This window comes from Pseudomonas sp. 91RF, assembly GCF_003576265.1.
GTDB lineage: Bacteria > Pseudomonadota > Gammaproteobacteria > Pseudomonadales > Pseudomonadaceae > Aquipseudomonas > Aquipseudomonas kribbensis.
The window spans coordinates 66459-79051 of the sequence record NZ_QWFC01000026.1 but is presented as its reverse complement, the minus strand read 5'-3'; the positions used below and the strand labels follow the sequence as shown (position 1 = coordinate 79051).

Below are 12593 nucleotides of genomic sequence, written 5' to 3'. Positions count from 1 at the left end.
CCTTCCTCTACGGTTTACCAATCGAGCGTCACCGTCAGGGTGTCGGTATAGACACCGGCCGGTACCGCACGGGTGTTCGCCACCACCGAGCCAAATACCGGGATGGGTATCTGCGCGCCGCTGGTGACAGCGAAATTGTGTTGTTGGCCGATGCTGTAGCTCTGGCTGCCCGAGGCATCGAGAAACAGTTGATAGGGGATGGTCTGGCGGCCATTGCTCAGGCGACGGGTATTGCCGTCGCCGTGAGTGCCGCCGTCGATGCTCACGGTGAAACCGGTCACCGAAGGGTTGCAGGTCACGTTGAGCCTGCCGCTGCTGTCGTTGGCCAGGCTGGCCTTGATGGGGGCGTTCCAGGTCGGGCCCTGCTGGCCGAAATCGAGTTTGCCGAAATCGCCTACCGGGCTGGCGGGGCTGGATGTATTGGTCACTTCGCAGCCGGCGATCAGGGTCAACCGGGCATGAATCTGCCCGTTGATGGCCGCCTGGGCATCTTCGGTGAGCAACAGCAATGCGCCTGCGGTGATGACCAGCCAGTGCCTGCCTGTCATTGCATCCCTACTCCTTCCGATCCCTGACCGCGTTCGTCATTGAACGCTCCTGCCGCACACGCTCCCGGCCGATCACCAGGTCACCGTCACCTTGACCAGATCCGAATACCGACCGGTTCTCGGCACCTCGGCCATCCGCTCGATCCGGCCGTACAGCGGCAGGTCCACCGAACCGCTGTCCGGCACCCGACCGCCGACCGGCACGTCCACCACCAGCGGCACTCGCCGCGCGGCGTCCTGGTACAAACGGTAAGGAATGGCTTTGCCACCCGCCTCGCCTGTCATGTAGCGCACTTCTCCGGTCCCGCCATGCAGTCCGCCATCGACGCGCAGCTGATACGGCGTGTCGGGATTGCATTCCAGACGCGGCAATCGCGCATTCATCAGCGCCGCCCCGAGTGGCCCGGCCGGATCGTCAAGGCGCGCGGCGCTGCCGAAGTCGAGCACGCCCAGTTGCTCGATACCGGCTCCGCGCTGCTGACCGATCAACTGGCAACCGCGCTGCACATCGACCCGCACTTCGACCTGCAGGTCGGCCGCCTGCACCGGTGTTGCGAGCCCGCCCAGCAATGCCCAGACCACCCTTGCATTCACCGTCCGATCCTTGATGGCGACAGCGTCTCTGCCGTTACAGTGTTTCAGGTTAGCAACGGACGCCGATTGCGCCAGTCAATTGGATCCACTGAACGTGCGGGATATGTTTCGAAAAGTTGTCGATCCGTTACCCCATGGCACTGAAAAAACCTGTACGTACCGCAGATTACTGTCCAGAAAGACTGTTGGCCGATAAAGCGCAGTGGAAGGCAAACTACCCATCTGGTTACACTACGCCGCCGCGCTCGGGGGGAGCCGGCCCGACGATGACGGAGTGACCTCACCGTGCCCGCCCGACCGCCCGAACGTTCGCGTCTGTCCCAGCGCCTTTCAGGGTTGCGCCGTTTGTTCGGCAAGCGAAATCTGGCCAGTGCCGGCCATTGCGCCAGCGCCCAGTCAATCCGCGATTACTTCCGGCTCAAGGCCCATGGCCAGGGTTATACCCTCAGCCACAGCCAGCAGCGGGTGATCGACTGCATGGCACAACAGGCCGGCCTGTTGTTCGGCCCTTCGGCGCAAACCCCGCCCAGTCTTTACCTGTACGGAGCCGTCGGGCGTGGCAAGAGCTGGTTGCTCGACGGTTTTTTTCAAGCCTTGCCGATCCAGCAGAAACAACGCCTGCACTTCCATGAGTTCTTCGCCCGCCTTCATCAGGGGATGTTCCGGCATCGCGAGCAGGAAGACGCCCTCGCTGCCACGCTCGACGAACTGCTGCTGGACTGCCGGGTGCTGTGCTTCGACGAATTCCATGTCCACGACATCGGCGACGCGATGCTCATCACCCGGTTGTACAAGGCCTTGTTCCAGCGTGGGATCCTGTTGCTGGTGACCTCCAACTATCCGCCGGAAGGCCTGTTGCCCAATCCGCTGTATCACGCGCGGTTCAAACCGGTGATCGACCTGATCAACGCGCGCATGCAGGTCATTGAAGTCGGCGGCCCCCATGACTACCGCAGCCAGGCGCGCAATCACGCGCATCAGTTGTTCACCCAGGGCCATTACGTCTGGCCGGCCACACCGGCACAACGACTGGCGCTGGATTTGCCACCACGGGATACCGCGCCGCAACCGATAACGGTTGGCAACCGGGTCTTGCAGGCACGTCTGTGCGAAGGCCGCCGCGTCGGTTTCACCTTCAATGACCTGTGCGAACAGCCCACGGCCGTGATGGATTATCTGGAACTGTGCCGGCGTTTCGACCACTGGATCATCGATGAGCTGCCGGAGCTGGACGAATGCTCGATCGCTGTCCAGCAGCGCTTCATCAACCTGATCGACGTGCTCTACGATCAGGACAAACACCTGACGCTGCTCGGGCGCCAGCCTCTGCATGAAAGCCTGGCCGGCAACGCCATCGATCTGGCTCGCACCCGCAGCCGGCTGGGGCAATTGGCGGAAGCGCGCGAACCGGCCTGATTTGCCGTTATCATGCCGGCCATTCCCGGCGTCACGACGCCCTCTCGATAGCGACCTTATTTACATGCACACCCTTGCTCAATTGCGCGCCGGCGAACTGTCGGGCATCACCCGGCTGGATCTGGTCGAAGGCTTGACCGAGTTCCCGCAAGAGATCTTCGACCTGGCCGACACGCTGGAGGTACTTAACCTGAGCGGCAACAAACTGAGCAGCCTGCCGGACGATTTGCATCGTTTGTCCCGTCTGCGGGTGCTGTTCTGTTCCGACAACCGGTTCACCGAGTTGCCGGAGTGCCTCGGTCAGTGCCAGGCCCTGAGCATGATCGGCTTCAAGGCCAACGGGATCGTCCGGGTGTCCGGCACCGCCCTGCCACCGCAGTTGCGCTGGCTGATCCTGACCGACAACCTCATCGAAACCCTGCCCGCCGAACTGGGCGAGCGCCCGCTCCTGCAAAAACTCATGCTCGCCGGTAACCGTCTGCGCGCGTTGCCGCCATCGCTGAGTCAGTGCCATCGGCTGGAATTGATCCGAATCGCTGCCAACCAGTTGACGGAACTGCCGCAGTGGCTGCTGACCCTGCCGAGCCTGACCTGGCTGGCCTACGCCGGCAATCCGCTGGAAACCGAAGCCGATGCCGCCGCGCTGGAAGCCACGCCGTTGATCGACTGGTCGAGCCTGCGTCTCGAGCAACGGCTGGGCGAAGGCGCGTCAGGGGTCATTTCCCGAGCGTCGTGGCAGCCGGTCGGCCAGCCTGAGCGTTCGGTGGCGGTAAAGCTCTACAAGGGCGAGATGACCAGCGACGGCTCGCCGCTGCACGAGATGAACGCCTGCATCACCGCGGGGCTGCACCCGAACCTGATCCGGGTCGAGGGCCGCATCGGCAATCATCCCGATGGCCAGCAAGGGCTGGTGATGCAACTGATCGATCCGAGCTATCGCAACCTCGCCGCGTTGCCGAGCCTGGCGTCCTGTTCGCGGGATATCTACACCGATGACTGCCGGTTCAGTGCCGATGTCGCCTTGCGCATCGCCAAAGGGATTGCGTCGGTTGCCGAGCATTTGCATGAACAAGGCATCACCCATGGCGACCTCTATGGGCACAACATCTTGTTGAACGATCAGGGCGATTGCCTGCTCGGGGACTTTGGCGCGGCGTCGTTCCACGCCACCACGGATAACCCGGAAACCCGCGCGCTGCAACGCATCGAAGTGCGTGCGTTCGGGATTTTGCTGGGGGAATTGCTGGCGCGCATCGACTCGGGTCTGAGTGCGGATCGGCGTGTGCGACTGGAGGCACTGGAACAGCGCTGCTGTCAGCCGGATGTGCTGGCGCGGCCGGGGTTCAGCGAGGTCGTTGAGGTGCTACAACATCAATGACCGCTGCGCGGTCAATCGCGAGCAGGCTCGCTCCCACATTTGATCTGAGTCGTCCCCATTTCCGGGTCGATACAAGTCAAGTGTGGGAGCGAGCCTGCTCGCGATTGCGGTGTTACTGACTCGACAGATCAGCCGGCCAGGCCGACGAACATTTCCTGCACGTCGTCGTGGTTGTCGAGGCCTTCGAGGAACGCTTCGACTTCTGCCATCTGCTCGTCGCTCAGGCCGCTGACCGGGTTCTTCGGCTGATAGCCCAGCTTGGCCGACAGCACGGTGAAACCTTGCTCCGGCAGGGCTTTCTGCACGGCATCAAGGTCAGTCGGATCGGTCAGGAACAGGGTCGCGCCCTCTTCGCCCGGCTCGAAATCCTGGGCGCCGGCTTCGATCGCGGCCATTTCAGGATCGGCGTCCGGGGTGTCCGGCGAGGCTTCGATCATGCCGACGTGGTTGAAGTCCCACGCTACAGAACCGGAAGCGCCCAGTTGACCCTTGCGGAACGCCACGCGGATTTCCGCCACGGTGCGGTTGATGTTGTCGGTGACGCACTCGACGATCAACGGAACCTGGTGCGGAGCGAAACCTTCGTAAGTCACGCGATGGTACTGAACGGTCTCGCCCAGCAGGCCCGCGCCTTTCTTGATCGCGCGATCCAGGGTTTCCTTGGGCATCGAGGCTTTCTTGGCCTGTTCGACCACCAGACGCAGGTGTGCGTTGGTGGCGGTATCGGCACCGTTGCGGGCAGCGATGGTGATTTCTTTCACCAGTTTGCCGAAGATCTTGCCCTTGGCGTTGGCTGCCGCTTCTTTGTGTTTAACCTTCCACTGTGCGCCCATTACTCACTCTCTTGATCTGTGGCGCCGAGACATCTATTGGCCGACGCGTGGCGCCAAGTTTATACGGCCTAAAGTCGGCAATCGACCAAAAATTCCGTCGCGTGTCGACATCTTCTACGCACCTTGTAGGGCGATTCTGAAAAACCGGTTTGTCATGACCATTTCGCACTGCGGTTTCGTACCCTCTGTAGCCCGTATTACCCGACAGAGCTCGTGCGAATGCTCAATGACAAGGAAAGTCCCTTCACGCTGACACTCACCGACGGTGGCCTGTGCCTGCCGGTATTGCGCTTCAGCGGCCACGAAGCGTTGAACCGACCCTACCGATTCGAGATTGAAGTCATTGGCCTGGCTCCGGCCCTGGCTCCCGCCAGTCTGTTGCATCGCCCGGCGTTCCTGCAGTTGAGTGAAGATCATGGCCTCCACGGCACCCTTCACAGCGCCGGTTGTGAACACCGCGGCGCCCACCGGATCGGTTACCAGTTGGTGCTGGTGCCAGACCTGCAGAAACTGGAGCAACAGCCCAGACGCCGGGTGTTCACCCGACTGAGCGTCCCGGACATTCTCGAACGCTTGCTGACAGAACATCGCCTGCCCGCGAACGGCTTCCGCTTCGATCTGACGGTGGGGTACTACCCGCCGCGCCCGTTCTGCATCCAGTACGACGAGTCGGACCTGGCGCTGCTGCATCGACTGTGTGAAGAAGAAGGCATCCACTATCACTTCGAGCACCGGCCGGATGGCCATGTCGTGGTGTTTGCCGATGACAGCCTGAACCTGCCGCAGCCCCCGATACCCGTGCCCTTCAGCCCGGAGAACGCGACACGTGCCCCCACCCTCGGCACGCTGTTCCTGCGTCACGACCCCGTCGCGGCGCCAGTGTCGCCCACCGTCCGCGAACGCGGGCAGCCCGGCAACGATGAGGAAGCGGCCAATCACGCGGTGACGGGCGTCATCCCCCTGCGAGGACTTCCGTCAACCGGTCAACGCTACGCCGATCAACGCAGCCGCCGACAGCTGGAACGCCAGCGCTGCCACTACCGCTGCATCGAGGGGCGCAGCGATTGCCTGCAACTGCTCAGCGGCCGTTTGTTGCAGGTCACGGATCATCCGGTGGGCGCGTTCAACGACCAGTGGCTGATCACCGAGTTGCGCCATCAGGGTCAACAGCCGTCGATTCTCGATCCGATGTCCACGCCCCGTCGTTATCACAACGATTTCACCGCACAGCCCTGGTCAACCGAGTTTCGCCCGCCGTTGCGACAGCCACGTCCGAGCATTCCGGGTTGTCACCCGGCGCAAGTGCTGGGCTCGCCCGGGCAACCTGCGCAACTGGATGATCTGGGTCGGCTCGCCGTGCGGTTATGGCCCGCGCTGACACACAATGCCGACACTGACGGCTTGTGGCTGACGATTGCCGTGGTCGGCAGCGGTGGCCGGATCCACAGGGAAGCGCTGCCCCGTGCCGGCAGCGAAGTGTGGGTGAGTTTTCTCGACAGCGACCCGGATCGGCCGATCCTGTGCCTGGACGTCAGCCAGCCTCGCCCGGCGCGTAAAACCCCGGAACCTTCCGACAACGGTCTGTTGCTCGACTGGCTGCTCAACCGCGCCCCGCCTTCGTCCTGATGTTCACCCCTTGTCGGCCTTACCGGCAGCGGCGGCGAATTTCGCCAGGCGTACATCGAGATGCCGTGGTCGCCGCCCATGGTCTTCGGCGCGCTCCTTGCGGCGAATGGCGTTGCGCACCATTAGCGAGCCGAGATAGCGGATCGGCTCCGGCGGGAAATATCCCAGCGGTCCGTTGACCAGCGGCGAACGCGTCCACGGGTTGTCGAGGCCTTGCACCAGCGAAGCGAGAATCTGTCCGCCCATGTGGCACGGCCCGACCCCGCTGCCGGAATAACCGAAACCGTAGAACACATTGCCGCTGGCACTCATCTGGCCGAAAAACGGCAGGCCGGTGACCGAGCGATCCGACGGGCCGTTCCACGTTGCCTCGACTTTCACATCGGCGAAGGCCGGGAAGAAATCGTCGAGGCTGCGCTTGAGCAACCCGGCGTAAGGTGATGGCTGGTCGAATACCGGCAGTATCCGCCCGCCATAAGCGAAGGTGTTGCCGCCCTTGCCGAGCATGATCCGGCCGTCCGGGGTGTTGTGGTAGTAGTGCACGAAGATCCGCGAATCGAGCACCGTCACGCCGCTGATCAAACCGATTTCCTGCAACAGCTCCGGGCGCGGTTCGGTGATCAGCATATCGCTGGAAACAATCGCCACGCTGCGTTCGAACTGCGGAAAAGCCCGGGCCATCCACGCATTCATCGCCAGCACCACACGGTCGGCGACCACGCTGCCACTGGCCGTCCGAATGCGCGCCGGACGGCCCTCCTCAAGCCCGGTCATCGCGGTGTTTTCATGAATCCTGACGCCGAGTTGCAGCGCGACTCGACGTAAACCACGCACCAGTTTGCCCGGCTGGACACTGGCGGCGGCCGGCGAAAACCAGCCTTCCAGATGCTTGTCTGAACCGGCCATTCGCTGCACGTCGGCAACGGGACGCTGGGTGAACGAGTTGATGCCGTTGCGCTCGAGCGCGGCAATCACCGCATCGGTCGAGCCGCATTGCGCGCGGTTGGTGGCGGTGTAAAGCGTGCCGTCGAGGCGGTAATCGGCATCGACGCCGTACTGTTCGCAGAACTCGCCGATGGCGTGGATGCTGCGCTCCGATTCCTTGACCAGCCGTACCGCCTCTTCGACGCCGAACAACCGTTCCAGGGTGAAATACTTCGCCGACCACGACAGCGCACAACCGCCGTTGCGTCCACTGGCGCCGGCGCCACAGATGTCGGCCTCGATCAGCAACACATCGAGTTCGGGGTTCTGTTGCTTGAGCATGATCGCCGTCCACAACCCGGTGTAACCGCCACCGACAATGCACACGTCGGTGCGCACTTCGCCTTGCAGCGGCGGGCACGGTTCGGATGTGTCGAGCTGCAAGGCCTGCTCCAGCCAAAACGGTCTCATGAACATTCTCCAGTCAGTCGGCCACGGCACAGCCTGCCGCGAATGCCGCAGCAGGCCGCGAGGCAAGGGTTTTCAGTTACGCAGGGGTTTGATGGTCAGGGCCCGATTGGGCACCGAGGCACGGGGTTCCATGACACCGACCGGGCGGCTGTTCCAGTGCGGAATCAGCACCAGCGCCGAGAACAACGCACAACCGGCGAACACGATAAACACCGTCACCGAATCGAAGTAACCCGGCAGCAAACCACCGAGCACCGCACCGACCGAACCGCAGCCGTTGACGAATCCGGCCGCCGTGGCGCCGGCCTTGGCCTTGCCGAAATCGATGGCGGCCGCGCCGCTGATCATCGAATCCGGGCCATACAGGGTCAGGCCCATCACGAACAGCAGCGCCACCACCAGCATCACGCTGCCGGTGTGCAAGGCGCCCATGAACAGCGCCAGAGTCACGGTCAGCGCCAGCAGGCTCAGCACACAGGCCGGCATGCGACGGGCGCCGAACAACTTGTCCGAGGCCATGCCGATCATGATCGGACCAAGCAGCCCGGCCAGTTCGAACGCGGTGGGAATGATCGCCGCCCCGACCTTGCCGACCGTGGGCATCTGTTCAAACACGATCACCGGGCCCCACAGCAGAATCGCGTAACGCGCCGGTTTCAGCAGGAAATACGCCAGACCCAGCACCAGCACCGTGCGGTTGCGCAGGATTTCCTTGAGCGGTTCCCAGACGCTGAGTTTGCTGTTGGCTTCGGCTTCCTCGGCACTGATGACCGGTTCCGGCTCCACGGCGGGCAGGCCGACATCTTCCGGTTTGTTTCGCTGAAAGATGAAGAACAACAGCGCTACCACGGCCACCACCGCCGCACTGGAAATGAACGCCGCGTGCCACGAACCGATCAGCGTGTAAGCCCACCAACCGGCGAACGGCGACGCCACCAGGCCGCCAAACGCGTAGCAGGAACTCCACAACCCGAGCACTCGCCCGCGCTGTTCGGCGGGGAAGAAACTGCCGAGGTTCTTGCACAATCCCGACCATCCGGTGGACTGCGCCAGCCCCTGAATCAGCATGCAGGTGGCGAAGATCGGCAAGGTCGCGAAACTGCCCATCACCAGCGCGGCAGCGGCGGAAATCAGCAAACCGCCAAGCACCACGACCCGCGGGCCGAAGCGGTCGGCGAGCATGCCCCAGGTGAACTGGCCGATGGCGTAGGCCGCCAGATAAATCGCGTCGAGGTTGGCCATGGCCATTTTGTCGAGCATGAAAGTGGGGTCTTCGGCGATGCCCAGTTTGGCCACCGAAAAGGCTTTGCGGGTGAAATAGAACGCGGCGTATGCGAGCCAGGTGACAGCGAAGATCTGCATGCGCCAACGCGCAATGGTGCCGATGTGCTTGTTCATTGTGGTTCTGACCTCAGGGTGTGAGTGTGCCGGCAGAATCGTTAAGTAAACGCCTGTGTTTTTATTGTTGAGCACTGCGATATCACCCCGTCCCTTCGGCGATACCGGTCAGATGAGTCCTGCTGTTGCACGCACAGGCTCATGGCCAGCGTCGCTGCCCGACCGGGCAGTCAGCGTTGGCGTGAGCGGATCAAAGCAATTACTGTTTAATAAATAAAATCGATTTATCGTATTTCACACATAAGCTCAGCTTGTTACTGAACGCCATCTGTCAATGAGGAATCAGCGATGTCGGTGTCCCACGCCCAGCTCAAAGCCTTTCACGCCGTGGCCGTGCACGGAAGCTTCACCAAGGCCGCCGAGCGGCTTTACCTGACGCAACCGGCGATTTCCGACCAGGTGCGCAAGCTCGAAGAACGCTTCGGTGTGCTCTTGTTCCATCGCAACAAACGCTCGGTGCGCCTGACGGATCTGGGCGAACGCCTGCTGGCAATCACCCAGCGCCTGTTCGTGGTCGAGGCCGAAGCCCAGGAGTTGTTGCAGGAATCCCAGGCCTTGCAGACCGGCAGCCTGATTCTGGCAGTGGACGCGCCGGTGCACGTGCTGCCGCAGATCGCCCGGTTCTGTGAGCGCTACCCGGGGATCAGCGTGAAGATCGAAACCGGCAACACCGATGAATCGCTGTTTCGCCTGTTCAACTATCAGGCCGATCTGGCGTTGCTCGGGCGTGATGTCAGCGATGAACGCCTGCTGTGCGTGCCGTTGCGCAATGATCCGATGGTGGCGTTCGTCTCGCGTAATCATCCGTGGGCCGAGCGCGAATCGATCTGCCTGGCCGACCTGGATGACACGCCGCTGGTGTTGCGCGAACACGGCTCGGTAACCCGCCAGACCCTGGAAGAAGAAATGGCCCGCGCCGGTTTCCGCATCCGTCCGGCGATCCAGGTGGAAGGCCGGGAAGCGGCGCGGGAAGCGGTGGTGGTGGGGATTGGCGTGGGCGTGGTGTCGGCGGCGGAGTTTGGCGCGGATTCACGGGTGTGCGCGCTGCCGATCACCGATTGCACCCGGCGGTTGACCGAGACACTGGTGTGCCTGCGTGAGCAGAGTTCGCGGCGGGTGGTGGCGACGTTTCTCGAGATGGTGCGCGAAAGCCTTGTGTAGTCAGTTCCGGCCTCATCGCCAGCAGGCTGGCTCCCACACTGGAGGTGCGGCGAATACAAATCTCCTGTGGGAGCCAGCCTGCTGGCGATTGGAGTCCACACGGATATCAAGTGGGGGCCAATCCAAAAAACGCCTGAATCAAGCGCAATTCCCGCCGCCGCTCCACGCAACCGATCATGTGCCGGTTCACCAGGCTTTCTCCCGCGATGGGAATCGCGACGACACGGGGGTCATGGCTGACCTCCACCGATGACACCACGCCAACCCCCAGCTCAGCCGCCACCGCTTCGGTCACAGCCTCACGACTGTCCAGTTCCAGCAACACCCGTGGATTGACCGATGCCTGGGCGCAGGCCTGATCGAAGGTGCGCCGAGTAATCGAACTCGGCTCGCGCAGGACCATGATCACCTGATCCAGCTCCTTGAGCCTGACCTCGCCGCTACGAGTCGCCCACGGATGCCCGGCCGGCACCAGCGCGCAGATCCGCGATTCGCTCAACGCTTGCAGGTGCAGGCCCTTACGCGGCTCGACTTCGGTCAACACCGCCACATCCGCATGCTCGGACAACAACGCCGCCAGGGTTTCCTGAGCGTTGCCCAAACGCAAATTCACCGTGATCCCCGGATACCGCGCCCGCAGGCTGGCAAGCATCGGCATGACCATGTGCGGGCCGTCCGCCGCGACCTCCAGACGCCCGGTCAGCAACTGCCGATTGGCTTCGAGCAACGCCTGGGCCTCTTCGGCCATGCCGAACATCGCCCGGGTGATCGCCGCCAGTTTGGTGCCCTCCTCCGTCAGCTCGACCCGCCGCGCCGTCCGTCGCAACAGGGTGATCTGGTAATGCTCCTCCAGCGCCTTGATGTGCCCGGTGACCGCCGGCTGGCTGATGAACAACCGCGCGGCGGCACGGGTGAAGCTGCCTTCCCGGGCCACGGCATCGAAGGCGCGGAGCTGGAACAGGTTCATGAATAACCCTCACTGATGGCTGGCATAACAACAAACAATTTGATTGATGATCCGCCGAATTGCAACGTATGCCCCGTAGCTTCATCCCACAGCGCTATCGCGAGGACACACGAATGAGTACTGCCGCACCCATCCTGCTCACTCCCGGCCCGTTGACCACCTCGGCCCGCACCCGTCAGGCGATGATGGTCGACTGGGGTTCATGGGATGACCGCTTCAATCAACTGACCGCCAGCCTCTGCGAGCAACTGCTGGCCATCATCAACGGTGCCGAAAGCCACCACTGCGTGCCTTTGCAGGGCAGCGGCACCTTCGCCGTCGAAGCCGCCATCGGCACCCTCGTCCCTCGCGACGGCAAGGTGCTGGTGCTGATCAACGGCGCCTACGGCAAGCGTCTGGCGAAAATCTGCGAAGTGCTCGGACGCTCGTTCAGCACCTTTGAAACCGCTGAAGACGAGCCGACCACCGCCGCCGACGTCGACCGCCTGCTGCGCGCCGACAACGCCATTACCCACGTCGCGCTGATTCACTGTGAAACCAGCACCGGCATCCTCAACCCGCTACCGGAAATCGCCCAGGTCGTCGAGCAGCACGGCAAACGCCTGATCATTGATGCCATGAGTTCCTTTGGCGCGTTGCCGGTGGATGCGCAGAAAGTCCCGTTCGATGCGCTGATCGCCGCCTCCGGCAAATGCCTCGAAGGCGTACCGGGCATGGGCTTCGTGTTTGCCCGCAAGGAATCCCTGGCCGCAGCCGCCGGCAACTCGCATTCACTGGCGATGGACCTCTTCGACCAGCACAGCTACATGAAAAAGACCGGCCAATGGCGCTTCACCCCGCCGACCCACGTGGTCGCCGCGCTGCACGAAGCCCTTCTGCAATACAACGAAGAAGGCGGCCTGCCGGCGCGGCATGCGCGTTACGCCGCCAACTGCCAGGCGCTGATGGAAGAGATGGGCAAACTCGGCTTGCGCAGCTTCCTGCCTGCCGCGATTCAGGCGCCGATCATCGCGACCTTTCACGCACCGAAAGATCCGCGCTACCAGTTCAAGGACTTCTACGAACGGGTCAAGGCCAAGGGTTACATCCTCTACCCCGGCAAGCTGACCCAGGTCGAAACCTTCCGCGTCGGCTGCATCGGCCACGTCACCCCGGCGCAGATGCGCGAAGCCGTCGCGGCGGTGGGTGAAGTGCTGCGCGAGATGGAAGTGCTCGACATCTGATTCACCCGGCCCGCTCCCTTATTTGAATTGCATTGCCAACACAGGATTCTGACC

General features: G+C 62.7%; 11 protein-coding genes. 5 read left to right on the top strand and 6 right to left on the bottom strand.

The features are described from left to right. Positions 1-14: 14 nt before the first annotated feature. Together DXT77_RS14065 and DXT77_RS14060 are read right to left on the bottom strand one after the other, a co-directional pair. Entirely contained in the window at positions 15-548 is a 534-nt protein-coding gene (locus tag DXT77_RS14065; protein WP_119428024.1) for a spore coat U domain-containing protein, read from the bottom strand. A 72-nt stretch (positions 549-620) separates the two neighbouring features. After that, positions 621-1142, bottom strand: a complete 522-nt coding sequence (locus DXT77_RS14060; protein ID WP_119428023.1) for a spore coat U domain-containing protein — start codon at positions 1140-1142, stop codon at positions 621-623. Positions 1143-1427: 285 nt separating this feature from the next. On the opposite strand from DXT77_RS14060, the gene zapE reads away from it, so the two are divergent. Both zapE and DXT77_RS14050 read left to right on the top strand, forming a co-directional pair. After that, on the top strand, positions 1428-2558 hold the full coding sequence (zapE, locus tag DXT77_RS14055; RefSeq protein WP_119428022.1) for a cell division protein ZapE: 1131 nt from the start codon (positions 1428-1430) through the stop codon (positions 2556-2558). Positions 2559-2622: 64 nt separating this feature from the next. Then, complete coding sequence (locus tag DXT77_RS14050; protein WP_119428021.1) at positions 2623-3936, top strand: leucine-rich repeat-containing protein kinase family protein; 1314 nt, start codon at positions 2623-2625, stop codon at positions 3934-3936. 128 nt (positions 3937-4064) lie between these two features. Here DXT77_RS14050 and DXT77_RS14045 read toward each other — a convergent pair whose 3' ends face one another. Then, positions 4065-4769, bottom strand: a complete 705-nt coding sequence (locus DXT77_RS14045) for a YebC/PmpR family DNA-binding transcriptional regulator (protein ID WP_085712455.1) — start codon at positions 4767-4769, stop codon at positions 4065-4067. 219 nt (positions 4770-4988) lie between these two features. On the opposite strand from DXT77_RS14045, the gene DXT77_RS14040 reads away from it, so the two are divergent. Beyond that, a complete protein-coding gene (locus DXT77_RS14040) occupies positions 4989-6395 on the top strand; it encodes a type VI secretion system Vgr family protein (protein WP_119428020.1) in 1407 nt (468 codons plus the stop codon). Positions 6396-6398: 3 nt separating this feature from the next. Here DXT77_RS14040 and DXT77_RS14035 read toward each other — a convergent pair whose 3' ends face one another. Together DXT77_RS14035 and DXT77_RS14030 are read right to left on the bottom strand one after the other, a co-directional pair. Beyond that, positions 6399-7796, bottom strand: coding sequence for an FAD-dependent oxidoreductase (locus DXT77_RS14035; protein ID WP_119428019.1), 1398 nt, complete (start codon positions 7794-7796; stop codon positions 6399-6401). 66 nt (positions 7797-7862) lie between these two features. After that, positions 7863-9188: an MFS transporter gene (locus tag DXT77_RS14030; protein WP_085712458.1), complete on the bottom strand. Its 1326-nt coding sequence runs from the start codon at positions 9186-9188 to the stop codon at positions 7863-7865. 288 nt (positions 9189-9476) lie between these two features. On the opposite strand from DXT77_RS14030, the gene DXT77_RS14025 reads away from it, so the two are divergent. Continuing rightward, positions 9477-10349 carry a LysR family transcriptional regulator gene (locus tag DXT77_RS14025; RefSeq protein WP_119428018.1) on the top strand — a complete coding sequence of 291 codons (873 nt, stop codon included), beginning with the start codon at positions 9477-9479 and terminating at the stop codon, positions 10347-10349. 106 nt (positions 10350-10455) lie between these two features. Here the strand turns inward: DXT77_RS14025 and DXT77_RS14020 are convergent, their stop codons facing one another. Beyond that, a complete protein-coding gene (locus DXT77_RS14020) occupies positions 10456-11316 on the bottom strand; it encodes a LysR substrate-binding domain-containing protein (protein WP_119428017.1) in 861 nt (286 codons plus the stop codon). A gap of 113 nt (positions 11317-11429) precedes the next feature. Between DXT77_RS14020 and DXT77_RS14015 the strand changes: the two genes are divergently transcribed. Continuing rightward, complete coding sequence (locus DXT77_RS14015) at positions 11430-12539, top strand: 2-aminoethylphosphonate--pyruvate transaminase (protein WP_119428016.1); 1110 nt, start codon at positions 11430-11432, stop codon at positions 12537-12539. The last annotated feature ends 54 nt before the right edge of the window (positions 12540-12593 follow it).